Annotated in this window: 48 protein-coding genes; 29 read left to right on the forward strand and 19 right to left on the reverse strand. The window is 29.6% G+C overall.

Translation table 11 applies throughout. The features are described from left to right. Positions 1-14: 14 nt before the first annotated feature. The 6 genes from rlmD to pyrF all read left to right on the forward strand — a co-directional run bounded on the left by rlmD (position 15) and on the right by pyrF (position 6,644). Positions 15-1,448 (forward strand): 23S rRNA (uracil(1939)-C(5))-methyltransferase RlmD, encoded by a 1,434-nt coding sequence (gene rlmD / locus F1564_RS03480; RefSeq protein WP_018450340.1) that lies wholly within the window; start codon positions 15-17, stop codon positions 1,446-1,448. Between the two features lie 167 nt (positions 1,449-1,615). After that, complete coding sequence (locus tag F1564_RS03485; RefSeq protein WP_018450339.1) at positions 1,616-3,808, forward strand: heavy metal translocating P-type ATPase; 2,193 nt, start codon at positions 1,616-1,618, stop codon at positions 3,806-3,808. 177 nt (positions 3,809-3,985) lie between these two features. Then, positions 3,986-4,915, forward strand: coding sequence for an aspartate carbamoyltransferase (gene pyrB / locus F1564_RS03490; protein WP_018450338.1), 930 nt, complete (start codon positions 3,986-3,988; stop codon positions 4,913-4,915). Positions 4,916-4,962: 47 nt separating this feature from the next. Beyond that, positions 4,963-5,445, forward strand: a complete 483-nt coding sequence (gene pyrI / locus F1564_RS03495) for an aspartate carbamoyltransferase regulatory subunit (RefSeq protein WP_018450337.1) — start codon at positions 4,963-4,965, stop codon at positions 5,443-5,445. Between the two features lie 56 nt (positions 5,446-5,501). Further along, the gene (locus F1564_RS03500) at positions 5,502-5,900 is read left to right on the forward strand and encodes a hypothetical protein (protein ID WP_018450336.1); all 399 of its coding nucleotides are present in this window, start codon (positions 5,502-5,504) and stop codon (positions 5,898-5,900) included. A 3-nt stretch (positions 5,901-5,903) separates the two neighbouring features. Continuing rightward, positions 5,904-6,644: an orotidine-5'-phosphate decarboxylase gene (gene pyrF, locus F1564_RS03505; protein WP_018450335.1), complete on the forward strand. Its 741-nt coding sequence runs from the start codon at positions 5,904-5,906 to the stop codon at positions 6,642-6,644. A gap of 177 nt (positions 6,645-6,821) precedes the next feature. Here pyrF and F1564_RS03510 read toward each other — a convergent pair whose 3' ends face one another. The 18 genes from F1564_RS03510 to F1564_RS03580 all read right to left on the reverse strand — a co-directional run bounded on the left by F1564_RS03510 (position 6,822) and on the right by F1564_RS03580 (position 14,037). Beyond that, positions 6,822-7,943, reverse strand: a complete 1,122-nt coding sequence (locus F1564_RS03510; protein WP_040505592.1) for a tyrosine-type recombinase/integrase — start codon at positions 7,941-7,943, stop codon at positions 6,822-6,824. A 1-nt stretch (position 7,944) separates the two neighbouring features. After that, on the reverse strand, positions 7,945-8,124 hold the full coding sequence (locus tag F1564_RS03515; protein WP_018450333.1) for a helix-turn-helix domain-containing protein: 180 nt from the start codon (positions 8,122-8,124) through the stop codon (positions 7,945-7,947). Between the two features lie 26 nt (positions 8,125-8,150). Beyond that, positions 8,151-8,339, reverse strand: coding sequence for a hypothetical protein (locus tag F1564_RS03520; RefSeq protein ID WP_018450332.1), 189 nt, complete (start codon positions 8,337-8,339; stop codon positions 8,151-8,153). Continuing rightward, a complete protein-coding gene (locus F1564_RS10160) occupies positions 8,336-8,497 on the reverse strand; it encodes a hypothetical protein (RefSeq protein WP_018450331.1) in 162 nt (53 codons plus the stop codon). Before F1564_RS10160 ends, F1564_RS03520 begins: the two co-directional genes overlap by 4 nt. Next, a complete protein-coding gene (locus F1564_RS03525; protein ID WP_018450330.1) occupies positions 8,494-8,898 on the reverse strand; it encodes a YopX family protein in 405 nt (134 codons plus the stop codon). Before F1564_RS03525 ends, F1564_RS10160 begins: the two co-directional genes overlap by 4 nt. 1 nt (position 8,899) lies before the next feature. Further along, complete coding sequence (locus F1564_RS03530) at positions 8,900-9,097, reverse strand: hypothetical protein (RefSeq protein WP_018450329.1); 198 nt, start codon at positions 9,095-9,097, stop codon at positions 8,900-8,902. A 59-nt stretch (positions 9,098-9,156) separates the two neighbouring features. Continuing rightward, positions 9,157-9,756 carry a hypothetical protein gene (locus F1564_RS03535; RefSeq protein WP_018450328.1) on the reverse strand — a complete coding sequence of 200 codons (600 nt, stop codon included), beginning with the start codon at positions 9,754-9,756 and terminating at the stop codon, positions 9,157-9,159. A gap of 64 nt (positions 9,757-9,820) precedes the next feature. Beyond that, entirely contained in the window at positions 9,821-10,186 is a 366-nt protein-coding gene (locus F1564_RS03540) for a single-stranded DNA-binding protein (RefSeq protein ID WP_018450327.1), read from the reverse strand. A gap of 3 nt (positions 10,187-10,189) precedes the next feature. Then, positions 10,190-10,819, reverse strand: coding sequence for an ERF family protein (locus tag F1564_RS03545; RefSeq protein WP_018450326.1), 630 nt, complete (start codon positions 10,817-10,819; stop codon positions 10,190-10,192). After that, positions 10,794-10,946: a hypothetical protein gene (locus F1564_RS03550; protein WP_018450325.1), complete on the reverse strand. Its 153-nt coding sequence runs from the start codon at positions 10,944-10,946 to the stop codon at positions 10,794-10,796. Before F1564_RS03550 ends, F1564_RS03545 begins: the two co-directional genes overlap by 26 nt. Positions 10,947-10,972: 26 nt before the next feature. Continuing rightward, positions 10,973-11,152, reverse strand: coding sequence for a hypothetical protein (locus tag F1564_RS10165; RefSeq protein WP_156809289.1), 180 nt, complete (start codon positions 11,150-11,152; stop codon positions 10,973-10,975). Continuing rightward, entirely contained in the window at positions 11,088-11,222 is a 135-nt protein-coding gene (locus F1564_RS10480) for a hypothetical protein (protein ID WP_018450324.1), read from the reverse strand. Before F1564_RS10480 ends, F1564_RS10165 begins: the two co-directional genes overlap by 65 nt. 10 nt (positions 11,223-11,232) lie before the next feature. Continuing rightward, on the reverse strand, positions 11,233-11,514 hold the full coding sequence (locus tag F1564_RS03555) for a hypothetical protein (protein WP_018450323.1): 282 nt from the start codon (positions 11,512-11,514) through the stop codon (positions 11,233-11,235). 364 nt (positions 11,515-11,878) lie between these two features. Beyond that, positions 11,879-12,190 carry a hypothetical protein gene (locus F1564_RS03560; protein ID WP_018450322.1) on the reverse strand — a complete coding sequence of 104 codons (312 nt, stop codon included), beginning with the start codon at positions 12,188-12,190 and terminating at the stop codon, positions 11,879-11,881. A 69-nt stretch (positions 12,191-12,259) separates the two neighbouring features. Further along, positions 12,260-12,673, reverse strand: a complete 414-nt coding sequence (locus F1564_RS03565) for a hypothetical protein (RefSeq protein ID WP_018450321.1) — start codon at positions 12,671-12,673, stop codon at positions 12,260-12,262. 83 nt (positions 12,674-12,756) lie between these two features. After that, positions 12,757-13,287, reverse strand: a complete 531-nt coding sequence (locus F1564_RS03570) for a hypothetical protein (protein WP_018450320.1) — start codon at positions 13,285-13,287, stop codon at positions 12,757-12,759. 116 nt (positions 13,288-13,403) lie between these two features. Continuing rightward, positions 13,404-13,619 (reverse strand): hypothetical protein, encoded by a 216-nt coding sequence (locus tag F1564_RS03575; RefSeq protein WP_018450318.1) that lies wholly within the window; start codon positions 13,617-13,619, stop codon positions 13,404-13,406. 10 nt (positions 13,620-13,629) lie between these two features. Further along, positions 13,630-14,037, reverse strand: coding sequence for a hypothetical protein (locus F1564_RS03580; protein ID WP_018450317.1), 408 nt, complete (start codon positions 14,035-14,037; stop codon positions 13,630-13,632). A gap of 183 nt (positions 14,038-14,220) precedes the next feature. Here F1564_RS03580 and F1564_RS03585 point away from each other — a divergent pair, with 183 nt between their 5' ends. The 5 genes from F1564_RS03585 (at position 14,221) to F1564_RS10085 (ending at position 16,451) form a co-directional block, all read left to right on the forward strand. Further along, on the forward strand, positions 14,221-14,622 hold the full coding sequence (locus F1564_RS03585; RefSeq protein WP_018450316.1) for a helix-turn-helix domain-containing protein: 402 nt from the start codon (positions 14,221-14,223) through the stop codon (positions 14,620-14,622). Between the two features lie 14 nt (positions 14,623-14,636). Further along, positions 14,637-15,068, forward strand: a complete 432-nt coding sequence (locus tag F1564_RS03590) for an ImmA/IrrE family metallo-endopeptidase (protein ID WP_018450315.1) — start codon at positions 14,637-14,639, stop codon at positions 15,066-15,068. A gap of 84 nt (positions 15,069-15,152) precedes the next feature. Continuing rightward, a complete protein-coding gene (locus F1564_RS03595) occupies positions 15,153-15,905 on the forward strand; it encodes a hypothetical protein (protein WP_018450314.1) in 753 nt (250 codons plus the stop codon). Between the two features lie 86 nt (positions 15,906-15,991). Next, entirely contained in the window at positions 15,992-16,213 is a 222-nt protein-coding gene (locus F1564_RS03600) for a helix-turn-helix domain-containing protein (RefSeq protein ID WP_018450313.1), read from the forward strand. A 61-nt stretch (positions 16,214-16,274) separates the two neighbouring features. Further along, on the forward strand, positions 16,275-16,451 hold the full coding sequence (locus tag F1564_RS10085) for a hypothetical protein (protein ID WP_018450312.1): 177 nt from the start codon (positions 16,275-16,277) through the stop codon (positions 16,449-16,451). A 1-nt stretch (position 16,452) separates the two neighbouring features. Here F1564_RS10085 and F1564_RS03605 read toward each other — a convergent pair whose 3' ends face one another. After that, positions 16,453-16,776, reverse strand: coding sequence for a YjcQ family protein (locus F1564_RS03605; RefSeq protein ID WP_018450311.1), 324 nt, complete (start codon positions 16,774-16,776; stop codon positions 16,453-16,455). Between the two features lie 165 nt (positions 16,777-16,941). Between F1564_RS03605 and F1564_RS03610 the strand changes: the two genes are divergently transcribed. The 18 genes from F1564_RS03610 to F1564_RS03680 all read left to right on the forward strand — a co-directional run bounded on the left by F1564_RS03610 (position 16,942) and on the right by F1564_RS03680 (position 26,925). Beyond that, a complete protein-coding gene (locus F1564_RS03610) occupies positions 16,942-17,181 on the forward strand; it encodes a hypothetical protein (protein ID WP_018450310.1) in 240 nt (79 codons plus the stop codon). 108 nt (positions 17,182-17,289) lie between these two features. After that, positions 17,290-18,204, forward strand: coding sequence for a helix-turn-helix domain-containing protein (locus F1564_RS10090; protein WP_018450309.1), 915 nt, complete (start codon positions 17,290-17,292; stop codon positions 18,202-18,204). Then, complete coding sequence (locus F1564_RS03620) at positions 18,197-18,826, forward strand: hypothetical protein (RefSeq protein WP_018450308.1); 630 nt, start codon at positions 18,197-18,199, stop codon at positions 18,824-18,826. Before F1564_RS10090 ends, F1564_RS03620 begins: the two co-directional genes overlap by 8 nt. 3 nt (positions 18,827-18,829) lie before the next feature. Beyond that, positions 18,830-19,051 (forward strand): hypothetical protein, encoded by a 222-nt coding sequence (locus tag F1564_RS03625; RefSeq protein WP_018450307.1) that lies wholly within the window; start codon positions 18,830-18,832, stop codon positions 19,049-19,051. 17 nt (positions 19,052-19,068) lie between these two features. Then, the gene (locus tag F1564_RS03630) at positions 19,069-20,133 is read left to right on the forward strand and encodes a nucleoside triphosphate pyrophosphohydrolase family protein (RefSeq protein WP_018450306.1); all 1,065 of its coding nucleotides are present in this window, start codon (positions 19,069-19,071) and stop codon (positions 20,131-20,133) included. After that, positions 20,133-20,624, forward strand: coding sequence for a Holliday junction resolvase RecU (locus F1564_RS03635; protein ID WP_018450305.1), 492 nt, complete (start codon positions 20,133-20,135; stop codon positions 20,622-20,624). The genes F1564_RS03630 and F1564_RS03635 overlap by 1 nt, the downstream gene beginning before the upstream one ends. Positions 20,625-20,632: 8 nt before the next feature. Further along, entirely contained in the window at positions 20,633-20,935 is a 303-nt protein-coding gene (locus tag F1564_RS03640) for a hypothetical protein (RefSeq protein WP_018450304.1), read from the forward strand. Then, positions 20,928-21,737, forward strand: coding sequence for a putative HNHc nuclease (locus F1564_RS03645; protein WP_018450303.1), 810 nt, complete (start codon positions 20,928-20,930; stop codon positions 21,735-21,737). Before F1564_RS03640 ends, F1564_RS03645 begins: the two co-directional genes overlap by 8 nt. Before the next feature lie 214 nt (positions 21,738-21,951). Continuing rightward, on the forward strand, positions 21,952-22,092 hold the full coding sequence (locus tag F1564_RS10095; RefSeq protein WP_018450302.1) for a hypothetical protein: 141 nt from the start codon (positions 21,952-21,954) through the stop codon (positions 22,090-22,092). A 12-nt stretch (positions 22,093-22,104) separates the two neighbouring features. Further along, the gene (locus F1564_RS10100) at positions 22,105-22,251 is read left to right on the forward strand and encodes a hypothetical protein (RefSeq protein ID WP_018450301.1); all 147 of its coding nucleotides are present in this window, start codon (positions 22,105-22,107) and stop codon (positions 22,249-22,251) included. A 24-nt stretch (positions 22,252-22,275) separates the two neighbouring features. Beyond that, entirely contained in the window at positions 22,276-22,548 is a 273-nt protein-coding gene (locus F1564_RS03650; RefSeq protein WP_018450300.1) for a hypothetical protein, read from the forward strand. Next, on the forward strand, positions 22,549-22,779 hold the full coding sequence (locus F1564_RS03655; RefSeq protein ID WP_018450299.1) for a hypothetical protein: 231 nt from the start codon (positions 22,549-22,551) through the stop codon (positions 22,777-22,779). Positions 22,780-22,817: 38 nt separating this feature from the next. After that, on the forward strand, positions 22,818-23,492 hold the full coding sequence (locus F1564_RS03660) for a hypothetical protein (protein WP_018450298.1): 675 nt from the start codon (positions 22,818-22,820) through the stop codon (positions 23,490-23,492). Positions 23,493-23,574: 82 nt separating this feature from the next. Further along, on the forward strand, positions 23,575-23,742 hold the full coding sequence (locus F1564_RS10105; protein WP_018450297.1) for a hypothetical protein: 168 nt from the start codon (positions 23,575-23,577) through the stop codon (positions 23,740-23,742). Between the two features lie 104 nt (positions 23,743-23,846). Next, positions 23,847-24,146 carry a hypothetical protein gene (locus F1564_RS03665; protein ID WP_018450296.1) on the forward strand — a complete coding sequence of 100 codons (300 nt, stop codon included), beginning with the start codon at positions 23,847-23,849 and terminating at the stop codon, positions 24,144-24,146. 162 nt (positions 24,147-24,308) lie between these two features. Further along, positions 24,309-24,881 carry a MerR family transcriptional regulator gene (locus F1564_RS03670; protein ID WP_018450295.1) on the forward strand — a complete coding sequence of 191 codons (573 nt, stop codon included), beginning with the start codon at positions 24,309-24,311 and terminating at the stop codon, positions 24,879-24,881. Next, positions 24,841-26,694 carry a phage terminase large subunit family protein gene (locus tag F1564_RS03675; RefSeq protein WP_040505616.1) on the forward strand — a complete coding sequence of 618 codons (1,854 nt, stop codon included), beginning with the start codon at positions 24,841-24,843 and terminating at the stop codon, positions 26,692-26,694. The genes F1564_RS03670 and F1564_RS03675 overlap by 41 nt, the downstream gene beginning before the upstream one ends. Continuing rightward, the gene (locus F1564_RS03680; protein WP_018450293.1) at positions 26,695-26,925 is read left to right on the forward strand and encodes a DUF6148 family protein; all 231 of its coding nucleotides are present in this window, start codon (positions 26,695-26,697) and stop codon (positions 26,923-26,925) included. Positions 26,926-26,927: the final 2 nt, after the last annotated feature.

Consider the following 26,927-nt stretch of genomic DNA (forward strand, 5'->3'; position numbering starts at 1 on the left):
AAAATGGAGATGGAATGGAAAATAAAGAGAAAAAAATTTTGAAAAAAGGCGATAAAATTCAACTGAAAATAGCAGGACTTAATACAAAAGGCCGTGCGTACGGTTTTTATAGAGATGATGAAAACAGGATTTTTCCAAATATAAATGCGGCTGAAGGACAAATTGTTGAAGGTATTTTTGTGAAGAGAAGAAGAAAGTATGAATTGATTCAATGTGAAATTATTGATTTTGCAGGAAGAAAAAATGCGATTTATGACGAAATTGCTAGACAAAATGGTGGTTGTAATTATCAATATTATTCGTATGATGAGCAACTTGCGATGAAAAATTCTAACATTGAAAAAGAAGTGAAGAAAATTGCAAAATATGATTTTATTTTTGAAGATCCAGTTAGAAGTGTCGAAGTGGAAAAATATCGAAATAAAATGGAATTTAGCTACGGAAATGCTATGAAAAATGGGCCTACGATTTTGGGGCTTCATAAACAGAACAGTTTTCATGATATTGTTGAAGTAGATGGACTAAAATTGATGGATGATAACTTTAATAAAATTTATGTTTTTTGTAATGAGTTTTCAAAAACGACAGGGCTAGATTTTTATCACAGATTGGATCATATCGGTTTTTTTAGGAATTTGGTTATTAGAAAAGCGGATTTTACGAAACAAATTTTAGTAAATATGGTTACTACAACTCAAATTGAAGATGAGAACAAATTAGAATTTCAAAAAGGTTTAGTTGAAGGATTATTGGCTTTGGAGCTGGAAAATGGGTTTGAAATAACTGGAATTTTACATACATTTAATGACAATTTTTCTGATTCGGTTGTTTCTGAAAGCGAGGAAATTCTTTTTGGAAAAAGAGACTTGGAAGAAGAAATTTTAGGATTAAAATTTAAAATTAGTCCATATAGTTTTTTTCAGACAAATTCAAAAACAGTAGAAAAATTATATGAAAAAGTGCTAGATTATTTGGACGAAATAGAAGGGGAAAATATTCACAATTCAATTGTATTTGATTTATTCAGTGGAACAGGTACGATTGGGCAAATTGTTTCAAAAAAGGCAAAGCAGGTTTATGGAATCGAGCTTGTGGAAGAGGCTGTCGAAAAGGCGAATGAAAATGCAAAATTGAATGGTATTGAAAATGCTCGTTTTATCGCAGGAGATGTTTTTGAAAAATTAGATGAATTTGATAAAAATGGAATCAAGCCAGATATTATAATTTTAGATCCACCTCGTGCAGGTGTTGGAGAAAAGACGCTTAATAAATTGCTAAAATATGATGTGAAGGATATAATTTATGTGTCTTGTAATCCAAAAACATTTAATATTGATTTGAAGGTTTTGCAAGAAAATGGGTATGAGCTGGTGAAGATGGTTACGGTTGATATGTTTCCAGTTACGCCGCATATTGAGGTTGTTTCAAGGTTGAAAAAGTCAGTTTAGTAAAAAATTAACCGGGATGTATTGTTTGTGTAAGGTCATGTGCAACAAAAAATAAAAATAATCATTGACAACTTTTGACAAATATAGTATATTATATATGAATAAATGTTCATATATTTTATTAAAATTAAAATTTATTGTAATAAATAAAAAAGTTGGAGGTTGCCATGAAAAACAATGAATGTATGTTGTCTATTGAAGGGCTGGATTGCCCTAACTGTGCAGCTAAAGTTGAGCGGAAGATAAATACTTTGGAAGGAATTAAAGAGGCTACAGTTGATTTTCTTGGGAAAAAGATTATTATTCTTACTGATGAAATTTTTGGAGATAAAATTTCAGAAAATAAACTTGCTGAACTTATTCAAGCTGAAGTGGATAAAATTGAAGATGGTGTAAAAGTTTTGGCTTTAAAGGCTAATACAAAGGAAAATTCTAATTCTCAGAAAGAAGAAGATACTGGAAAAATTAAGAAAAAATTATTAATTGGAGGAATTTTATTTCTATTGGGAATCTTTGTCCCAAAAAGTTTACTTATTCCTAAGTTTACGATCTTTTTAATAAGTTATTTTATAATTGGCGGAAATGTCTTGCTTTCTGCATCTAAAAATATATGGAATGGGCAGGTCTTTGATGAGAATTTTTTGATGGCAATTGCAACTGTTGGGGCATTTGCTATTGGAGAATATCCTGAAGGTGTGGCTGTTATGTTATTTTATCAGCTTGGTGAGCTGTTTCAAGGGATTGCGGTTAATAATTCTAGAAAATCCATTGTTTCACTTATGGATATACGTCCTGATTATGCCAATATCAAAGTTGAAAAAGGAATAAAAAAAGTTTCGCCTGAAAAAATAAAAGTTGGAGAAATTATTGTGGTAAAACCAGGGGAAAAAGTTCCTTTGGATGGAAAAATAGTAAAGGGTGCTTCAACTTTTGATACTTCGGCTTTGACTGGGGAATCGTTACCAAGAGAAGCAAAGGCTGGAGATGATGTTTTAAGTGGATTTATAAATAAAAATGGACTTATAGAAATTGAAGTTACAAAAGTATTTTCTGAATCTACTATTTCAAAAATACTCTATTTAGTGGAAAATGCTGGAAGCAAAAAATCAAAGACAGAAAATTTTATAACAAAATTTGCAAGATATTATACTCCAGCAGTTGTTATTACAGCATTAATTGTGGCAATAATTCCTCCGTTATTAATTCAAGGTGCAACTTTCTCAGACTGGATTTACCGTGCTTTGATATTTCTTGTAGTATCTTGTCCTTGTGCTTTGGTTATTTCTATTCCTTTAGGATTTTTTGGCGGAATTGGCGGAGCTTCAAGACATGGGATTTTGATAAAAGGGACAAATTATCTGGAAGTTTTGAACAATTTGGAAAGTGTTGTTATGGATAAGACTGGAACTTTGACAAAGGGAATTTTTAAAGTTACAGAAGTAAATGCTGAAAACAATATAAAAATTAATGATTTTCAAAATAATAAAACTGAATTGACAAAACCTTTATTATTAAAGTATGCAGCACATATTGAAAAATTTTCCAATCATCCTATTGCACAGTCAATCGTGTCAGAATATGAAAATTCTGCATCCAAAGTTGATGAAAACGTTGTAAAGGATTTTGAGGAAATTTCAGGATTTGGAGTAAAAGTTAATATAAATAACCATCAGTTTTTGGCTGGGAATTCTAAATTAATGGATTTGAAAAATATTAAATTTGAAAAAAATAGAAATTTAGGAACTGTAATTTATTTTGCAGCTGATCAAAAATATATCGGTAATATTTTAATTTCAGATGAAATAAAAGAAGATTCTGAAAAAGCGATTAAAGGTATGAAGGAAAATGGGGTAAAGGAAATCGTGATGCTTACTGGCGATAATGAAACCATTGGTAAGAATATAGCTAAAAAACTTGGAATTGATAAAGTCTTTACTGAGCTTCTTCCAGATGAAAAAGTGGAAAAACTTGAAGAAATTTATAAATCTAAAAGTGAAAAAGGGAAAGTTGCTTTTGTAGGTGATGGAATAAATGATGCTCCTGTGCTTGCCAGAGCTGATCTTGGGATTGCAATGGGAGGAGCTGGAAGCGATGCGGCTATTGAGGCTGCTGATGTTGTGATAATGAATGATGAGCCGTCTAAAGTAGTGACAGCCATTAAGATTGCTAAGAAGACAAAGGAAATTGTATGGCAAAATATTACTATTGCATTTGCTGTAAAAATAATTGTTATGATTTTAGGACTTTTTGGTGATGCGACAATGTGGGAAGCTGTATTTGCTGATGTCGGAGTCGCATTGCTTGCTGTTTTAAATGCTACGAGAGTTTTGAGATATAACCCAAAATCTTCAAATAAATAATATAAGCAAAAAAGTTAGAAGAATATATTCTTTTATGAATTGACTTCTAATTTTTTTATTAACATTAAAGTTTTTAAAATTTTTATTTTATTCTTACAAAAGAAAAAATTTGCAAATACTTATAAAATCTGTTATCATAAATTTAAGAAAATATTGAAATTCAATGGAGGCATAGTAGTGGAAAATATTATTTCTATGAATGATATGAAAAAAAAAGAAATTCTTGATATTTTAAGACTGGCAAGAAAAATCGAAAATTGTTCGGAAGAGGAAAAATTGAAATTTTTACATGGTAAAATTATTTCAACTTTGTTTTTTGAGCCAAGTACACGTACCAAAATGTCGTTTGAATCGGCTGCAATGCGGCTTGGAGCAAATGTTTTATCATTACCGCCTGTGGAACAGTCGTCTGTAAAAAAAGGAGAATCTTTTACAGATACTATAAAAATGGTAGAAGCATATTCAGATGTGATTGTTGTAAGGCATCCATTTGATGGTGCAGCACGGCTTGCGGCAGAGACATCAAAAAAACCTGTAATAAATGCAGGAGATGGTTCTAATCAGCATCCTAGCCAGACTTTACTCGATTTATATACAATTTTGGAAGAAAAGGGAACACTTGAAAATTTAAAAATTGCATTTGTTGGAGATTTAAAGTATGGAAGAACAGTCCATTCGTTGACAAAGGCACTTACGCATTTTAATCCGACAATTTATTTTGTAGCACCGCAAATTTTACAAATGTCTGATTATTTATTGGAAGATTTGAAAAAAAATGGAATAAAATATGAAATTTTAGAAGATTTTAGAAATTGCCTTGATAAAATTGACGTTTTCTATATGACTCGAATTCAGAAGGAAAGATTTCCAGATGTGGAAGACTATGAGAAAGTTAAGGGAATTTATGTTATAAATCGTGAAAATATCGTAGGAAAATGTAAAGATGACATGATAATTTTGCATCCTTTGCCAAGAGTTGATGAAATTGATACAAATTTAGATAATACAAAATATGCCTTATATTTTAAACAGGCTAAAAATGGGATTCCTGTAAGACAGGCAATGATGATGACTGTTTTAGGAAAAGATAAGGAATTTTTTCTGTAAATTTATTATTTTAGAATAGAAAATTTATTTTATGAAAGGAAAAGATTATGTCTGAAGGAAGAGAATTGCTGATAAGGGCAATAAAAAATGGAATTGTAATAGATCATATCCCATCAGAAAAAGTTTTTGCAATTGTAGAAATTTTAAAATTAAAGGAATACAGCGAAAGAATAACCGTTGCAACTAATATGCCAAGCAGCTCACTTGGGAGAAAAGGGATTATTAAAATTGAGGAAAAAATACTTGAAGAAAAAGAGTTAAACAATATTTCACTACTAGCTCCAAATGTTACGATAAATATTATAGAAGATTATAAAGTCATTGAAAAGGCAAAATTAGACAGATTAGATAAAGTTATCGGACTTATGAAATGTGACAATCCAAAATGTATTTCAAATCATGAAAATATTGAAACAAAATTTATTCGTGCAGAAAAAGATTTAAATGAAAACAATTTGGAAGAAAAGACGAAGTATAAGTGTTTTTACTGTGAAAAAATAATTTTGGAAGATGAAATACAAATTCAATAAATTTGTTTAGTAGTCTAATTTCAATTTTTTGATTTAAAGAGAGAGGAGGAATTAGGATGCCTAGAATTATTATAGAATCAAAAATGCTTGAAAATAATAAAAATGGTGTATTAAAATTAAGAATAAATAATGAAAGAGTGGAAGAATTAAAAAATGTAAAAAATGAAGTTGAGCTTGATTATGGTGAGCAGATATTGCAGGTATATAACAGTTTTTTTACAAAAACACCAAAAAAAGTTATAAATGTGGAATCAGCTGATCAAAAATATAAAATTACACTTCACTATAAAGCATGGGGAATCACAGCTTTTCTACACCTTGTAATGATGGTATTGATTGCTATTTTTAAATTAAATCCACTTTTTACAGTATTCCCGATAGTTACAATAGAATTTTTGTTTCTGATTTTTATAGGAGCGTTTGAAATAAGAGAAGTTAAAAGAAAGGATAGTTAAGAAATGGCTAGAATTGATGAAAAAGCAAAAGAAAGAATATTTGTTGCATTAGATTATGATAATATAGAATCTGCAAAAAAGCTGGTTGAAGAACTGGGAGATAATATTTCAATGTACAAAGTTGGGCTTGAAAGTTATCTTAATACAGATGGGAAATTAGTTGATTATTTGCACGAAAAAGGGAAAAAAGTGTTTTTGGACTTAAAATTTCACGATATTACAAATACTGTGAAAATGGCTTGTGCGAATGCTATTAAAAAAAATGTATTTATGTTTAATATTCACTGTTCAAATGGAAGCAAAACTATGAAGGCAGTGGCAGATCTGGTTAAAGAAAGTAAATCAGAAAGTCTTTTAATTGGAGTAACAGTTCTGACAAACTTGGGAGAAAATGACATTTTTGAAATGTTTAAAAGTGAGCTGAAATTGGAGGAAATTGTTTTAAATCTTGCCACACTTGCCAGAAATAGCGGAATGCACGGAATTGTGTGTTCACCACAGGAGGCAAAGGATGTAAAGGAAAAGCTGGGGAAGGATTTTGTGACAGTTTGTCCTGGAGTACGTCCTAAGTTTACATTAAATGATAATGGGAAAAGTGATGATGATCAGACACGAATAATGACACCAGCAGATGCGATAAAGCAGGGAGTAGATTTTCTTGTAGTTGGACGTCCAATAACTAAGTCTGAAGATCCTGTTAAAAGTGCCAGATTGATTTTGGAAGAAATTTCAGAAGTATTATAAAAGTTTCTTTTTAAAAAACAGAAAACTAAAATAATAAAAAAATTTAAATTTTGTAACAGAATAAATGTAATTCAAAGATAATAAAAGTAATGTTTCAAAATCTTTAATAAATACGACACTTTAAACATTTGAACTGTGCATTAGCCCTTAAATAGCCCTTTTTTTAAAAATTAAGGGCTATTTTTTTGTAAAAAAATTTAGACTAACTCCTAAATTCTTTTTTTGTTCATTTGTAACGTGTGTGTAAATATTTAGAGTCGTTTTTAAATCATTGTGTCCAACTCTTTCTTGTATATTTTTTAAATTATAACCAGCTTCTACTAAAAAACTTATATGAGTATGCCTTAAGGAGTGTATTGGACTTGTGATCTTTATTTTTCTTTTGATTAATTTTCTAAAATAATCTATATATGCTTTTTTTTCTAGTGTTCCATCATTTCTTGAAAATACAAATCCTCCATCTTTAAAATAGTTCCTAAATTCTTTTTTGTTTTGTTTGTAAATTTCTAATTTTTCTCTAAAAATATTCATCGTTTCCTCATTCACATAAACATCTCGAATACTATATTTATTTTTCGGAGTTTCATTCAAATGAGGATGTCCGCCGTCATCATAATATAAAGATTTCTCGATTGAAATTTTATTGTTTTCAAAATCTATATTTTCCCATCCTAAAGCTAATATTTCTCCAACTCTAGCTCCTGTATTTAAGAGAACTATAAAAAGATGGTAATATTTTCTCTTTTTTGGAACTGAAAGAAAGTTTTTTAATTCTTCTAATTCATCTATCGTAAATGCTCTTTTTTTTATACTTATTTTACCATTTATAGTTATATCTGTTAAAGGATTAGTTTCTAAAATTTTCATAATTTTGATGGCATATTTAAAAGCAGAGTTAAGAAATGCCTTTATGATATTTATATAACTTTTTTTATATCCTTTTTTTGATATTTTGTTGAATTCTTGCTGCATCGTATAAGTATTTATTTTGTTTAAAGAGATATTATTAAAATTATCTTTTATAAATTTCAAACGGTTTTTATTACTTTTCTTAGTATTTCCGTTCCAGTTTATTGAATACTCATCAAAAAACCTATCTAAAAAATCAAATAAGCGCATTTTGCTGTTTACTCTTAAATATTTACCTTCATGTTCCAATTCAAATTTCATTAAAGCACGTTCGGCTTCTTTTTCGGTTTTTCCCCCTACACGTTCTATTTGCTTACGTTCTCCTGATTCTAATGTTACATAAGTTCTAAAATAGTACTTGTTGTTTTTAAATCTGATGTTTTTAGCCATTTTAATCACCTGTGTTTTCTTTTACTAGATTTAATATCGATTCTCCTGTTATTCTGTACCCTTTTCCTAATTTGAATGCTTTTAATTTTCCCTCTTTAATAAGTTTTCTTACTGAATCTTCATTTATTTTAAAATACCTTGCCGTTTCATTGACAAGATATATTTCATTTTCTAAAATCATATTTTTATCACCTTTTACTTTACAATTTATATTTCTGTCATATCAAAATAATTCGTTATAACGTATTCTTTACTTATTAAATATTCAACAACTTTCTCTAAACAACTGCTGCTAAAACTATCTATCATTTTGTCTCTATAAGTGACATACATTTTTGCTACATATCTTATTTCATTTTCAATTTTGATTTTGTGTATTTCAGCGTGTTTTATCATTCTGATTTTTCCTTTTCTGTTATAAATATTTCTTGTTTGAATGTGCTTTTTTCGTTTCCTAGTTTCATTAAGTCTTCTTGTACATCCACCCCTAAAACTTTGCAGATGTGTTTATATACATCTAAATTATCAGTTTCAATTTTTAGCACATATTTCATTTATTTTCCTCCAGCAAGTTTTTGTTTTCATAAATGTTTCCGACAACTTCTAAAAATTTAGCCTCCACATTCGATAAATTTTCTCTCAAATCTCCGTCTACTAGTATGTAACTGCCATATTTATATTTAACGATACATTTATTTTCTTCTTCAGCGTCGTTGAGTATTACAATATCCCCCTCATAAATTTCTTTACCATTTTTATCTTTAAGTCCTGTATACTGCATCAATTTTACTTTTTCATCCTCGAATCTATATACATTTTCGTAATTGTGAAATCCAGTAATTGTTATTGTCTTTTTACAAATGTCAATCGAAGTTAAATTATCGCCGTATTCGTCATACTTATCTTGATAAAATATTTTGTAATCAATAAATACTCTAAATTTTATTTCTCTCATTTTAATCCTCCCATTTAGCTATTTCTTTGATTGTTTTACCCTTTTTACCACAATCGCCACAAGCGATTCGTCCGTAACTAAGGGTGTTTTCTTCATATTCTTTCAATTCTCCTTTTTTATTCATTTCCGTTATTGTTATTTTCCCTTTTGTGGTTTGAGTAAAAAAAACTCCACCACATTTTTTACATTTCCAACTCATTTTAATCCTCCTAGTTTTTTTTGTTACAAAAAGTACCCTTTTCAATTAACCCTCTTTTTTTATTTTATTTTTAAACTATAATTTTCTTCTTTTTCAAAATTCCCAAATGTTTCTTGAAAAGGCTTTTTATCAATGCTCACTTCACTTATTTGTAATTTTTCTTTCAAGCTATCAGGAAGTTGTGAGTATTCCTCAAAACTAAGCTGAAATGGCTTAAATTTATATATTTGAAATTCACTAGGCACTTCTTCTGGATTCGGTTTTATTTCACGGTTACTTTTTCTAAAAAAAATTATTCTTCCGCTTTCTGTTTGTACTCCATTCGACTGTCCTGATTCAATCCCACAGCTTCGCATTACTTCAACTACATTTTTGGAAAATCTTTCAAATCCTTTTGTATAGAACTGTTTTAGATTTTTCAGTCTTTCAATTTCCTTGTCAATTGCTCCAACAATCTTATTTTCTCCTGTCCCTTGTCCTAAATAATTTATAAATTTATTATAAATTTGGACAATCGTATCTCCTTCGTTCCCAATTTCTACTGCCAACATCTCTCTTGTATCTTTTAATGTCTGCTCGTCAATTTCGTCTTCTAAAAATGCTCTTTCAATATTTTTTCCTGCTGCACTCAGCGGATATAAATTTAATTCTCTACTCATTTTATTTTCTCCTATCTCATTTTTAATATTTTTTTGTTTTATATTTTTCTACAATTATTTTTTATCAAAAAGGAAATCCTTCGTCCTCATCAGAATCATAATTATTTCTGTTGCTGTTTTGACTGTTTCCAGAATTTTTACTATCAACAAATTCAAAACTATTCGCTAAAACTCTTGTAAATTTCCTTTTTTCTCCATTCTGCTCATAACTGCTTACACTTAAACGTCCTTGTATTAATATTTTGTTGCCTTTCCTAAAATATTCGGCTATATTCTCAGCTGTCTTTTCCCAAGCCACACAGTCGATAAATTCAGTTTCATCTCTTGTTTTCTGTACAGCTAATGTAAAAGTTGTGTATGCCTTTCCTCCTGAAGTGTATTTTAGTTCAGGATCTCTTGTCATTCTCCCCATAAGTATTGCTATGTTCATAGTTTATGCTCCTTTCTTTTGTTCAATATTGTCTTTAATAGATGTTGCTAGTTCTTCAAGTTTTTCATAAGTAAGTTCCTCAATATTCTTAACTGAATTTTCCAATTTGAACTTATCTATTTTCATTTTAAAATCTGTATAATGTTCATTTATATATTTTATGAATCGTGCTTTCTTTTCTTCTTTTGTCAAAGTTTTTTTAGGCTTTGCTTGTTGTTTCTGATTATTTTTTTCTTCGTGCCTATTTATTGCATCGTTATCTTTTTCGTTATCAATAGTAAATACTCCGCACATTAAATATTTTCTTGCATAGCTTATTGATACTCCTGTTGTTTGTGTCAAATCATTACCATTTTTAGGTTTTGCTACAATAACGTCAATACTTTTCGTAATTTTTTCAACAGGATTTTCCACATCTATAATTTCAATTGTGCTTATCAAAATTTCTCTTTCATCTTCAATCCGTATTTTTTCATCAAATAGCAGAATTAATTTATCTTCTTTTAAAAACGGTTTTAAAGCGTTATAAATATCTTCTGCTGAACGGTAATTGTATTTACCAAATTCATTTCTGTTGTCTTTTGTTGCTTTTAATTCAACCTGTATCTTATTTATTTTTTCGTAAATATTCATTATTCTTTTCCTCCCATTTATCGTTATCTTCTTTCAATTCCTTGTTAAGTTCTTGCAAGTTCTTAGCAGCGTTCTTGAAATAATCAAGACTTGCTTTTTGTTGTCTTATATAATTATCTGTGAACATAGTTTTCTCCTTTAAAATTTTCCTTTTTACAGCCCTTTAAAATCTTTAATCACTCTAGGACACCACCACAGCAACATAGCCACCAAAAACGGAAAAGCCACATTGCCTCCTGCTATCCAATGCCCTTTGATTCGGATAACTTCAATCTGAATCCAAATTGATGTCAGTATCAAAATCATCCATTTTGTTGCATTCACTGTTGTCATCATTTTCTTCCTCCAGTTCCTTAATTTCTTCCCTATCCATTTCTTTTTCCAGCTGTTCTCTTATTGTCATATTTTACCTCCTATTGTTTTGATAATGCTCCAATTAAAGCGTCCATTATTGCTAAATTATCCTTTGTAAGTTGCTCTTTTTGAACTTTTTCATACCATTTGTTCCAAATTTCTTCACATTCTTTTTCTAATTTTTCTTTCAATTTTATATCTTGTATACGATTTATAATACCGTCTATTTTAATTGCCCATCCAGTCATTACTAAATCATTTTTTAAATTATATTTTTCTTTTATAACTTCTTCCGCAACTTTTTTTAATTCATTCACTGCTGTCAAATAAAATCCATCCATAAATTCCTCCTAAAAATTTTTGATACTTTCAATATCCTCAATCAGCAATTTTTGAATTGCTTTAAATGCTTTTAGATAAGCTCTTTTGTTACTCGGAAATGCTTTTTGATACTGATTAAGAAATTGTATTAACTTAATTGTGCTATCTATCTGTAAAGAAATATATAAAAATTAATATTGAGAAAGGAGTTTGGCTATTAAAATCGCCAGTTTTTTCCGCATACCTCAAGCAGTGTACTGTGTGTACAGTATGCAGAGGTTAATAGATAGCACGATTAAATCAACATTTGTAATTGTTCTGTTTTAAATTCTTATTCAAACCCACAACTGTATTTACAGTTATGAGCTTGACAAAAATTCAAAACTATCTTACTAATCCTGGAACTCCAATTATTTGCCCTGCGTCATTTCTGACTGCCTGAGCAGTTAATGGTGCATAAACGTCTGTTCTGTCTGGAACTCTTGCAAGAACTAATGCTGAAACAATATAAATAGTGTCATCTTGCGGTGCTGGTAAATCTTGTACATCTCCGTATTGTTGTGTGTATAACATCGGATTATCTGTTGCTACTACTTGTGTTGCTACTCTTGCTACTGTTCCGCTTGGGTCAATTGTTGTTGTTGTATCTCCACTAATGATGTTAATTGCGTGTGGTGTTAAATTAATAATGTTCATAATGAACCTCCTAAAAAATTTATTTTGTGTTTTATAGACTTTAGCACCTGTCTAATTTAAAAATTTAATCTATATTCTTTCACAGTTATCGAAAATATAGTCTAACGACTTTAATAATGTGATTTCAAAATCCCATTCTTTATGCCCTTCTAAATAAACATCTTTTACAAACATTTCTTTTTCGGATACTTGAAAATCAATGCTAATTGGTTCTAATTTATTAAGACAATCAATTAAATGATTTTTAACATCATCTGTTTCATTTGAATTACATATTTTATCAAATATTATTTCAAATATTTTATAATAAGAATTTTGTTCTATGTAAAACTCTACAACATAGTAACCTAAATAGTGATAAATTTTAACTTTGTTTAGAGTTTTTCCGAATAATTCTTTATCGTTTTTAACAAAGTCAAGAAGTTCTTTTTTTTGACCTAAGTATTTTTTTAAAAGTTCTGTTTTTATTCTTTTGTTTTCCATTTTAATCCTCCTAATTGTTTTCGTTAATATCTTATCCAAACCCACTGCAATATTTACAATGGGCTTGATAAAACATCAATTAACTAGAGTTCATTAATTTTATCTATAATTTTGTTTATCTTTTTAAAATCTTCACTAATTACAACGATTGCAGGTTCAAAAAAATCCGTTACATCTTCGAGGCTGTGAATACTTATTTTTTTATTTTTTACAGTTATTACTCCTTTTGTATTTTTTTTTGAAATATCTATTAATTTGCTACCTTTAAACTTTTCTAAGTTGTTAATGTCCAAAATTGCTGAAGAGATATTGTCGTTTATATAACTTACAACCGTCAAGTAAACCGGTACCGGTTTACTTATGATATTTTCTATATTTTTAAACAGTTTCTGGTAAACTTCCTTATAGCTATCAATATCCGGAACATCAAACTTACCATCAACGATGTGGATATTTCCTATAAAACCGTCAAAAAAATCACTACTACGTAATTGCGGTATCATTTCGTCTTCCTTTTTGTCCAAATATAATTTTGAACCATTTTCTTTATTGAAGATTTTGATTAAGTCCTCAATTTGTTTTAATCTGTTTTCTAATAATTTTATTGTTTTCATTCTGATTATCTCCTTCAAATTACTTCTTAAACAATTTCTTGATTCTATTTTTCAATTTCTTAGCTTCTCTTTCCTTTTTCACTTTCTCGTTGTTGCTGTTTACTAATGTTACTGCTTCAAATTTCATTGTTGTTATCTCCTTTATTTTTTAAAAATTTTAAATTTGTGTTTTTTTCCAAAAGACGTTCTATAAGTTCACAAGTTTCGTTTACTGTTGTTTTACATCTTTTAGAAATTGTTAAAACCTCAAACCCGCTTAGCCCTTTCCTTATTTCGTTCTTTGTAAGTTTCAAGTCGCTTACGGCTTTTGCAAGTTCACACATCTTGTCCATTACATTTCTCCTAAATCTTATTTTTATACAAAATAGCAGCCATTTCATCACGTATCTTTTTATACTCGGCGTCAAACTCTTCCTCTTGCTCATCTGTGTAATCAGGATTTTTCTTTTCCCAGTCTTCCCAAGCCTTTGCATTTTCTATATAGTCTAATACAAGGCTTTCAAATGGTTCAAAACCAAAATCTTTTTCTTCGTATCTTGAAATCAAGTAATCGTGCAGTTCTTCTAACGAAATATATTGTAATTGATTTTCATATTTTGCTTTAAATTCTTTAAATTCATTTTCTAAATGATTGCAGAAATCGTTGTATTCTTCTATTGCCCTGTCTTCTTCTTCACATTTTCTAGCCCACGCCAAGTCTCTTGCTCTTTCTGCTCCTTCTGAAAATTTTAATGCTTCACTGTAACTCATATTATCATCTCCTAATCTTCATACGTTATGAACGTATGAATTGTTTAAAAAAAATATTTGTTTCACTTACAAGATTATTATATACGATTTTTACGTATATGTCAAGCAAAAATATTATTTTTTTGAAAAAATATTGTATAATAATATAAATAATAAGATTTTATAAGGATAAAGGTGTACGTTATGAACGAATTAGGCATAGTTTTAAAACAACTACGAGAAAATAGAAATTATACAATAAAAGAATTGTCTGAAAAATCAAAAGTTGGGAACGGAACTATTGGAGATATAGAACGTGGAAAAAATAAAACAACAATCAAAACATTGGAAAAACTTTCTAAAGCATTGAATTTAACAGAAAACGAAAGAGAAAGACTTTTTTCTACATATGTCCCTAAAGATATTTCAGAAAAAATATTAGAACCTAAAATGAACAAGAGAGAACGAAATCAGTTTGAAAATATATTAAATTCAGCGAGTCATTTTTTTAATGATGAAAAAGTCAGTGAAGAGGATAAGATGAAAATGAGAGATAGTCTACTTGAAGCTTTTTATGATGCTAAATCTAAAAATAAAAGAAAATGATATTGGAGTGACGTATGAGAAAAGTTAGAGGGAAGAACATAAAATTGAGAGTAAAAAATCTTATAGAGAAATACAATACTAGGAATCCGTATGAGTTATGTAGAAGATTAAAAATAACAATAATATGTCGTGATTTAGGCAAACCAAAAGGATGGTTTCAAAAAGTTCTGCGTAGAAAGTATATTTTTTTAAATGAAAAACTTGATGAATACTCTAAACTAATTGTGTTGTGCCATGAATTAGGACATGCAATTTTACACAATTCAGAAAAAATTGGATTTATGAAAATGAATTTTTTAAATTATACTTCTGAACTCGAAAACGAAGCCAACGAATTTGGAGCAGAATTAATGAAGTTTCAGGAAGAAGTTAGTTATGAAGTTGCTAGAAATTGTGATCTAGGATTGCAGGTGTTAGAAGAAATGAAAAGATATGTGAAATATTAGCGTATTTGTGAAAAAAACATTGATGAGATTGGCGGAGTTGAAAAGTAGGTTCTAGAACCAAAAAATAATAAGGAGAAAAAGTAAATGTTTTTGATATTTTTAATAATTTTTGGATATTTTGGTTTTAAGGTATTTAAAACTTATTTAAAGGAAATCGCCGAAACAAAAGAGTATAGAAAGATTATGAGTAAAAGAGAGGCAGAAATTAAAGTTATTAACACCAGAACTAAAAAAGATAAAATCAATATGGCAATTACTATAATATCTTTATTAATTCTCGTTGTTGCATTTCCAAAAAAGGAAGGGATTGAGAAAGAAAAACCAGCAAAAGAAATTGAAACAAAAGATACATCAACAACTGAAAATAATGCAGAAACAACAAAAAATATAGAAGATAATGTGAAAATCCAAAAAACAAGAATAAGAGTAGAGTTTCTGAAATACGAAAAAGAACATTTAGATTTATGGAATAGCATGACAAATGCGATACAAAAAAGTGATGTATATACTGCCTATGAATATGCAGAAAAATCAAAAAATACAATATTTGAAATCCGGGGGAATTTAAGAAATTTAAAATGTAACAAAACAGGAGATAGTGAATTTGACAAACAATGTGAAGAGACGATAACACTTGGAAAAAATGCTTACTCAGCTAAACAAGAAGCAGTAAATAAATTGTTGAAATGGTTCGATGACTTACAATCTCCTAAAAAAGCAAATGAAGCTAAAAAATCTTTAGAAGAAGGTGGAGAATATTGGCAAGTATTTCTTTTAAAACTTACTGCTTTAACATTAACAGATGAAGATTTGAAAGATTCTAAAACTAAAAAATAATTAAAGATACAGAAGCTGTGAAATGCTTCTTTTTTTCACTTGACATATACGTAAAAATCGTATAAAATAAATATGAGGTGAAAAAAATGGAAAATATGGAGATAACACGAAAAATATATTCTAAAATAATTTTTAGTATTAGAGATAAAAAGATGACACAAAAAAAGGTATCAGAAATAATAGGAATGAAGCCACAAACTTTTTCTGATAATCTAACTAAGTTGAAAGATGGGAAATTTCCTTCTGTAGAAACATTAAAAAAATTGCAAGATGTCCTAGAAATAGATTTGGGAATAAAATTTTTTTAGTTTTTGTATACGTAAAAAACGTATAATATAAAACCCCAAAAGAAAAGGAAGGAGGTGTGAGATGAGTGAAAAAATAAACTTTTATGATTATAATGACAGAATTGACAAAATAAGAAAACTTACAAAAGAATTTAGAGAAATTATAGAAAAAAAATTCCCAGAAATAACGGAAATAGATGTCGAATTAATAACCGAAACACTGGGAATTGAATTGAAACATTATTTTAGGAAATTTTAAATTACATACCAGGAACCCATTCTTTAGCTTCTTTAAGCATTTTGTAGGCTTTTTTCATAGTGGTATTATTTTCTAAAAAATCCATACCTTCTAAAGTTAATCTAGGATTATTGATACCGATATGTATATGACCGCTTATTGAAGTTATTGTTGAAATACCTGTTATATAATTTTTTTCTTTGAGTTGTTCTAACATTAAAATTAGTCTTCTTTCGGAAATGCCTAATTTTTTTAAGTTTAGAGTTTCATCAAAATTAAAATTATTTTCTTCGTAAGCAACATCAATGGCTTTTAATATTCTAAAAATAGTTGTATCTAAAGACATTAAGTAACACCTCCTTTCTGAATCATATATTTGGAAGATACTGGCAAGTAGAACTCAAAATATATAATTTCAAATTTGGTATATTACTTTGTTAGCACTCTTTTCTAATTAATGCTAACATAGTTAGCATATCACAATATTTTGTGTTTTTCAAGGAGGAAAAAAATGTTTAAAGAATTTTTAGAAAAGTGCCTAAGATATGAAAATTTGTATATCTTAGAGGAGACAGGGAATAGGGAAAAAATTAAGAGGATTAGTAAGAGGCATGGAAAAGTAACAGAAGCAAGTGCGCTTCTATTCGATTCAGGAACAAAAAGGACTACGGTAAATGAAATATATTTTAACAGTCAGGGATATTTCATAATAAGGGATCAGAAAAGATTGAGACTGGGAAAATTTAATTAACAAAGAAACACTCCGAAGAGTGCTAACAAAAATTCATAAAAATCTATATTTTGTGTTTATTTTAGCATAAAGTTATGAAAATTACAAGATATAGGGAGAGGAAAGAAAATGGCAACTTTTAGAGTAAATAAAACGAGTGATTACACGGTAATATCAAATTATCATTTAAGAGAAAAAGGAATGAGCTTAAAAGCAAAAGGGCTTTTGACTTTAATGTTGAGTCTACCAGAAAATTGGGATTATTCAATTTCAGGATTAGCTTCGATATGTGCTGAAAATGAAACCGCTATAAAAACAGGGTTGAATGAGCTAAAAAAATTTGGGTATTTAAGAATATCTAAAATATTTCCAAATAAAAAACGTGGAAATAAAAAAATAGAATATGTTTATGAAATTTTTGAAAAACCTCTTGATAAAAGACAAAAAGAACAAACAACAGAAGAACAAACGTTAGAAAGTCAAGTGGTAGAAAATCAAGGTGTAGAAAATCTACCCCTAGAAAGTCAAGCGGTAGAAAATCAAGGACAATTAAATACTAAAGAATTAAATACTAATAAATTAAATACTAATAAATTAAATACTAAAGAAGTAAGTACTAAAGAATATATACATGTGAAAAATGAATTTTCACGAGTGTGTGAAGAAATAAAAAATAACTGGATAGAAATTGCTCATGAATATAAATTATCAGGTACACAATTAAAAATAACTGAAAAACGAAAGAGAGTTATTAATAATTTGCTGAAAGAGTATTCGCTGGAAGAAGTAATACAGTCAATGGAAAAAATACACACATCTAGTTTTCTGCAAGGAAATAATAAAACAGGGTGGCAAATAGCGTTCGATTGGTTTATTAACAAATCGAATTTCTTAAAAGTGCTCGAAGGAAATTATGATGATAAAGCAAATAGTAATAATTCTGAAAAAGAAAAAAAATTCCAAAATTATCAAGAAAAAGACTTTGTTGGAGTAACTGACGAAAGCATTGCGAATTTATTAGGAGGATTGACGGGAAATGAATAATCAAGAATTTAACGAAGTATTTAAACTGCTTTTAACAGCTTATCCAAACACAAAAGACAAAGAAAGTGTCGCAACTATTTATTTTTTGACGATTGCAAATGAGTTGACTAAAAAAGAATTTGCAGAAGCGGTTGTCAAAATCTTAAAAACTAGGAAAAGTGGGTTTATACCACAACCAGCTGAAATTTTAGAAGTTGCTAAAAAAACTGCTGACATCGAACATCAAGTGATTTTAGCTAAAAAAATGTTGATTGAAGGGGTTAGAAAAGTCGGCAGTTCAGGAATGGTGGCTTTTGAGGACAAAGGACTTCATGCTGTAATCGATTTTCTTGGTTGGCGTAGAATTTGCACAATGGACAAAGTTGAATTTGATAATTTTTTAAATTTTCAGTTTGATGGAATTTATAAGGATTTTTTAGAAAATCCATACGAAACAAAAAATTATTATTCAGGCACATATAAAATCATTGGACAAGCGAAACTGAAACTTATCACTTATGCGAGTGTCGGTATAAAAAATACTAAAAATCTTAATTTTATTAAGCTAGAATATAAGCCGCAAAATGAAGTTAGAGCAGTTGATTTTAGTGAACTTAGAGAAAAAATGCTAATAGGAGGATAAAAAATGTGGAAATGCAAGAAATGTGGATGCAATTGTTTTTATCAAGACATAACAGGCGGAATTTCTGAGATTTTAGAAATGGATAAAGATGGAGAAGTACTTGATGAAATTGATGATGTGGAATATGGTGATTTTTCGTGTGCAAAATGCAATAATTCAAGCTCAAAAATACAAGAAATTGCTTATTGGGATGAGATAAATGGAGAAAATAAACAAAATATATAAAATCAGGAGGAAATAAAATGTTAGGAAATAATGTAGTAGACTATATGATAAACAGCTGTAAAGGAGCATACAATTTAGAAAATGCAAAATTAATTAAAAAGAATGTGGAAGATAAGAAAGTTCAGTTTGTATTCAAGAGAAGTGATTTAAAATTAAACATCGAGTTTGCGAATGATAAGATTTCAGGAATTATATATAATAATTTCTTGACTGATTCTCAAAGAGAGAACGTAACAGAATCTGAATATTGTACAAGATTGAATGAAATGCTTGAAATTACAGATATTGATGACATGAATAAACTTGATGAAATTTCAAGAAATATCATCAAAAAAATAAATTCAGAAAAGTTATTTGGAGAAAATCCAAAGGAATTGCTTTTGAATAGAGAAGACAGAGAAAAACTTGTAAAAATAAAAAGATTTTTTGGAGCAGAGCCACAGTTGCTGAAACTTTACGAGGAAATCGAAGAGCTACAGGAAGCTCACAAAAATTGGCGTAAATCATTTTATAAAGATAATAGCGATATGATTGAAGAAATAGCTGACTGCTTTGTTATAGCATTACAAATTAACAAAGTGAAAATGGTTAAGAATATCATTAAAGGCTTAGTTGACAACACTAAGATATTCAAGACTGAAATGATTGAAAAAATCATAAGAATGGTTAAGTTTAAAATCAATCGTACAGTTGAAAGAATTGAGAAAGGACAATACGGAACATACAAGATTGAATATAAAACCACTAAAGCGACACAGAAAGGCGTGAGCGAAGAAAAAAACAAACAGCCAATAAATTCCCCAGCGAAATCATTTAGCGTTGCAGAAAGCAAGAAACAGAGCCGTGAGAAAAAGGAGAAAACAAAAAAGGAAAACAAGGTTTTTGAGTTTGTGAAAAAGAATGAACCGTATTATTACCAAGCACGTGATATTCAGTTAAATACTAAGATACAGGCTAAGGAATGTACAAGAATTGTTGAAAAGTTTATTGATGAAGGGAAAATAACGGTTACAAAAAAAGGAAAAGACGGCATATACGGAGCAACACTTGCAACAATTCAAGAGGCGGAGGTTGTTAAATAATGGCAACAAACGCAGGGAAAAAATTTGAGGAAGATTTTAAAAATAGTGTTAATACTGATGAAATCTTTTTACAAAGACTAAAAGACGGAACAACAGGGACTGTTAACGGACAGATGGTTAGATTTAAAAATAAAAACTTATGTGATTTTTTACTTTTCAAGGACGGGCAACTTGTCCTTGTTGAGTTAAAAAGTTTTCTAGGAAAATCTATGAGTTTTTCAAATATAAAAAGCACTGTAGATGAGCAACAGACATTTTTGTACAATTTACGACTTGAGGCAAAGAAAAAGAATGTCAAAGCGTATATGATACTTAATTTTAGGGATTTATCAGAAACTTATGCAATAGATATTCATAATTTTGATGAGTTTTATAAAATAACTAACAAGAAAAGTATTAATATAGATGAAGTGAGGCAATTAGGAAAGCAATTGTTTCAGCAAAAGAAAAGAACAAACTACAGATACGAAATTAGCGACTTGTTCAATTAGGAGGAATAATGGGTAAAAGATTAGCAAAAAATAGAGTTAGAAGTATTTTAGAGGAATATCCGGAAACACGGAATGCTGAAAATCCCGACACATATGTTATGTGCCTAATACTTGTTGAGGACGGAATAATAACACAAGATCAGGCAGCTAAAATATACGACGGATATTCAATTAACAACATAGTTAAAAGTCGCCAGAAAATCCAAAATTCAGACAAGGAATATGAGCCAAACGAGGAAACTAAAAAGAAAAGGTTTGTAGGATATATTAATTTCAGACACGCCTGGCGGAAAGGAAACTTGGATGTCTAAAAGAATGTCGAGAGAAAACCAAAAATTGATATATTGGTTTATAGACTGCTATGCTTATTATCTAGCTGGAATAGAAATAAACTGGAGAACGAGCAAAGAAAAGCCTAGAGTATCTGATTATTTCAAATATAAGGCTAAGGAATACTTGAAAAAGAAATATATTGTTTCAAGCGAAAAGAATGTGAAAGACTATAAACCGTTTTCAAATCTTGAAAGCAAACTAAAAAACAAAATAATGTCTGTATTGGAAAGGAATTATACAAACGAAACAAAAGTAAGTGTATTAACTGATTCCTTGCTGGATTTTACAACAGAAGAAATGCAGATGTTATTGATAAAGCTGGACGGCACATTTTCTTTGGCGTTAAAGATGATAAGCAATGACGAGGCAATAAAGTTTACGAACTATTTGTTTGATTTCTTTATGCAAAAGGATATACCGATGTGGCAGGAAATGCACGAACTGTATAGAAGTCAGGAAAACAGGAAATGGGTATACTGGATGTTGAAAAAGAAAATATGTGTTATTACAGGAAAGCCGAATGCACAGCTGGCACACATTTCTAAAAGTGCAGGAGCATTAGGCGGTTATAAATACGACAAAGGTGTAGGGAACAGTTATTTACCTTTATCAATGGAGTGGCACATAGGAGTAGATCACGGAGTTGGTGGTGGCAGAAATAAATTAATGGATAAATTGAAAGAGTTGAATATAGAGCCTTTTGAAATAAAAACTGATGAGGAAGTTAAGGAATTAAAGAAAATATATAAAGGGCATTTTAAAGGATTTACAGAGAAATAAAGTTCAGTCGCAGAAAGTCGTTTTGGCTGAGATAATACAAACAAACGAAGTATTTACAGTAAAAAAGATTAGTCGCGAAAAGTCGTTTTTATTAGAAATATGAATTTTTATTGAAAATAATAGATTCAAGATAAAACCATTTTGTCGAAGTCAGCAAAATGGTGTTGAGAACGTTTGGATGGTGCAGGGAAAACGATAGAAATTAGGAGGGAGCATGAAAAACAAGGATAGAATGCAGTTTAATTTAAAAAATTGGAAAAAACAATACGGACATTTTGATTTTTGGAACAGGACAGATGATAAAATATCAACTTTTGAAAAAGTGCTGAACAAAGACAAGTATAAAAAGAAATAGGAGGATTTGAAAATGTCAAAAAAAATAATGAGGATAGTGTTTTGCTTTATAATTACATTTATAGGTGTTGTGCAAATTGAACAAACTAAAGATTTTTTAGATCTAGCTAAATTAGTTGTGAGTTTTGCATTCGGTATGTGGGTATCGAAATGGATTTAAAATAATTTAAGAAAGGGAATTAAAATGAAGAAATTATTATTAGGAATTGCAATTTTAGGATTATTAGGAAGTTGTGCAAGATGGGAAGACAGTCAAAAAGATTGGAAAAGCGATACAAGTGGATTAAAAAGAACTGTAACGGTTTATACTCTCGATGGGAAACTCTTAAAAGAATATAAAGGAATGATAAGAGTAAGAGATTCGGATGAGAGCGGAAGAATATCGTTAAACTTAATAAGTGAGAATAATCGCAGAGTTACAATTGATAATGCGATTGTAATAACAGAGGAGGAATAAATGGAAATAATAATGAGAATTTTAAGTGCAGCAGTTACAATATTTTTAGTTTTCTTTTTAGTTAGTTATCTGTATGCTTTAGTTGAAGATGTAAAGAAGAAATTAAGAGGAATAACTAAAATTAATTATACGCCTTATAATGTGATGTATTTTTTAGTTTTTTGGTTTTTAAATATTCTGCTGATTTACGCAATAATAAATTTGATTGTATTTTTTGCAATTAGAGTGTAAAATGGTATAATTAATCATATTTAAAAAAGGAGACAAAAATGGAAAAGAAATTTGTTGAAACACTTTTTCGATGTGGCAAGTGTGGAAACTATATCAAAGCGGTAAAACAATATAATGGCATGAAAATTATTGATGACGGATGTTTAGAATTTAGAATTTTTAAAAAGAAAATGCCTGACTATGAGTACTTTTTTTGTTGTGAAGAGTGCAAAATAGAAGGTGATTCTTTGGGAGCTTTTAGAAAAATTATTCCACCTAAAGAACGAGCAGACTTCTGGTTTGTTAAAGGATACAAAGAACAAAAGACTAAAAATATGATAGAAAAGACTCTAGACAATATGAGATCATATATAGAAGAAGCGAAAAAGGAACATAAAAATTATAGTGGAGTTCTTAAATATGGTCGATTAGGAAATTATTATTCAAAACATAAAAGCGTTGAAAAAGGTTTGGATGAATTACAAAACGAAATAACTAAAGCAATTAAATTATTTAAAAAGGGTGAAAATATAGAAGAGTTATTAGATTTTATTGGATTTTTATCAAATAATACTTTAAATAATCATAAAGTTTATATGTCGTATTTTATGCAAGCACGATTTCAATTTGAACGAAGAGCAAGTAATATAGTCTATCATAATTTGAAACATGTGAAAAGTTGTTCGAAAGGCATAAAGGAAGTAATGGGAAAATCAAAAAAGTTTATTGTTTAAAATTTTAAATTTTTTCAAGAAAAAACAGAGCTCAAATACTTGAAAAAACTGATAAAGTAAGGTATAATAAAGGAGTGATAAAATGCTTAGTAAAGAGCAGATAAGTCAAATTGAAAATGATAAAAATATATTTTTTTGCGTTGTAGAACTACTCAAAGTGATTTCGATGAAAGGAGAAGTCAAAGTGACTTTTAAATTCAAAGATAAGAAATTAAAAGGGAGAGAACTATGGCGTGATACAATAGAATAAAGACAAGAGCAAAAAGTTTGTGAGTCGATTTATATATAGATTAGAAATAGTCTATTTATAAGTCGGCTCTTTTTTTATCTAAAAATCAAAGAAAGGGATAACAGATGTTAATTATATTATTGATTGCAAGTTTTGTTATTAATATAGCAGTAATATTAATACTATTTCAAATTATTTGTTATGGGATAAAAAAATACATAAAAGAAAGAATCAAAAGAAATTTGGAACTCTTGGACAAATTAGAAGAGATTGAAAAAGATATAGATAACAAGGTAGATGGATTAAAGATAATGATATATGACAGATATCTTGATAGATGTAGAGCAGGGATGAAGAAACAGAGAGAAGAAGACAAAGGATTGAGAGATAAGCTAACAGAAATAGAGAGCAAATGTTCAAAATAGTGAGCATATCAAGTCAAGGTTAAAGCGAAAACAAAAAAATGAAATTTTGATTAAAAAAGGTACTTCTGAGAGGTCAAAAAAGAGCGAACGGGTTCGAAGCCCCAGAAAAAATATGTATGATGGCTTTTTTAAGTTTTGTTTCCGTTCCGAAATGGAGGTGTTATGTTAGTAAAAGAGAATCAGATAATAAAGGCAAACGAGTTAGCAAAATTGCTAGGTATAACAGATAGACACCTCCGCAATTTAGCTAGTGAAGGAATAATAAAAAAAACGGAAAAAGGCAAGTATCTATTTTGGGAAAATGTACTTGGATATATTGAGTATATTGAATCTAAAAATGATGTGGATTTGAATTTGAAAGATGAAAAGATTAAGGAAGAGATAAAACGAATAAAAAAAGATGTTGAACTAAAAGACCTAAAAATTAAGGAAACTAAAAATCAATTGCATTTAGCGTCAATTGTAGAAAAAGTAATGACTGATATGCTTATGAACATTAAAGGAAAGTTGCTTTCTATATCTAGCAAGGTAGCACCAGCAGTTATTGCTTCGGATAATCTCGGGGAAATTCAGGATGTTATTCAAGATGAAATATTTGAGGCTTTAGAGGAACTTAGCGAATATGATCCAGATATGTTTAAAAATAATAAAATTTTTGTAGAAAATGAGGAAGATATGGAAGTGAAAGTTGAAAGTGAAAAGAGAATTAGAGGAAGACCTAAAAAGAACAGTTAAATTATTTAAAAAAATTGCCCTGGTTTTAAAGCCACCGCCAAAATTAACAATTGATACTTGGGCGGATATGTATAGAGTTTTATCAACTAAAAGTTCAGCAATTCCAGGAAAATGGAAAACTGACAGAGTGCCATTTCAAAGAGAAGTAATGAGGGCAATTTCTGATAAAAATACAGAAAAAGTTGTGATGATGTATGGAGCTCAGTTATCAAAAACAGAAATTCTTATGAATACTGTTGGATATTTTATGGACTACGAACCTTCTCCGATTATGTTTTTAATGCCCACGAAAGATATGGCGGCTGATTTTTCAACAACACGGCTCAATGACATGATTCAATCGACCCCGCAACTTAGAAGTAAAGTTATTGAGAGTTCCGATGCTAGAGATACGAAAAGACAAAAAGAGTTTTCAGGCGGATACATTGTTTTAACTGGGACTAATTCAGCTTCAGAATTGGCAAGTAGGTCAATTAGGGTTCTATTAGCGGACGAAATTGACCGTTTCCCTAGAAGTGCTAAAAAAGAGGGAGACCCATTAAATCTGGCAATCGAAAGGGTAAAAACTTGGCCAAACAGTAAAATAGTTTTGACAAGTACACCAACAATCAAAGGCGGAAGCAGAATAGAACTTGAATATGAGAACAGCTCGAAAGATGAGTATTACATTCCTTGCCCAAAATGTGGTGAAATGCAAACTTTGAAATGGGGAAATATTATTTTTGAAGATGTTACACATAAATGTGAGAAATGCATGGAAACTTCGAGCGAATACGAATGGAAACGAAATCTTATTAAAGGTGAATGGAGAAGTACTAATCCTGATGTAGACCCACATGTTTCAAGAGGATTTCATGTATCGGAGTTATACAGTCCGTTTACTAAATGGGCTAGCATAATTCGTAAATTTAGAGCGGCAAAAGGTGATGAACAGCTTATGAAAGTATTTGTCAATACAGCTCTCGGGGAATGCTGGGAAGAAAAAGTTGAAAGATTTAATTTTGAGGAAATACAGGCAAGGGCTGAAGATTATGGAGAATACTTGAATCATGAAGATGGAACATATGAGGAAGTAGAAATCCCTGACAGGGTTAATGTGCTTACGGCTGGTGTCGATGTTCAAGATAATAGGCTTGAAGTTGAAATTGTTGGATGGGCAAAAGGTGAAGAAAGCTGGGGGATTTATTATAAAGTGATAATGGGAAACCCTGCTTTACCTTATGTTTGGAACGAATTAGACCAAGTTCTGATGAAAGATTATTCATATCAGAATGGGGAAAAAATAAGAGTTGCTTGTGCTTGTGTTGATACAGGTGGGCATCATACTGATGACGTTTACAGGTATGTAAAGGCAAGGGAACAACTAAATATATTTGGTATAAAAGGAAGTGGAGAAGCTGGAAGACCTCTTATTTCACGACCTAGCAAAAATAATAAAGGAGGAATTTCCTTATTTGTTTTAGGAGTTAATACTGGTAAAGATACAATAATGAGCAATCTTAAAGTAACGGAACCAGGAGCTAAATATATGCACTATCCAAATAATCCTAAACGTGGATATGATGAAGTTTACTTCAAAGGGCTTACATCTGAAATAAAGGTTGTCACATTTAGTAAAGGACAGGCTAAAATTGAGTGGAAAACAATAGGAGATAAAAGGAATGAGCCTTTGGACATCAGGAACTATGCACAGGCTGCATTAAGAATTGCTAATCCAGATTTAGACATTAGGTATTCAACTGATTTATTAAACGGATTAAGAACACAGAGAATTAGCAGAAGAAGAAAAATACTGTCGAAAGGAATTAAGTAAATGGGAAAATCGAATTATTCAAGAGAATATATTTTAGAAATGATAGTTGAATATGGTAAAGCTGAACGAGCAGTTTTAACAGGAAAAAGCTACAAAATTGGGACAAGAGAACTTACTCGAATGGGAATAGATGAAATAAGAAAAGGGAGAGCTTATTGGGAAAATGAATTACAAAAATTAAATAGTATTGGAAAAAGAAGAGTGAGAAGAGGAGTTCCTAGAAATCTTTAAGT

It is taken from the genome of Leptotrichia shahii (assembly GCF_008327825.1).
GTDB lineage: Bacteria > Fusobacteriota > Fusobacteriia > Fusobacteriales > Leptotrichiaceae > Leptotrichia > Leptotrichia shahii.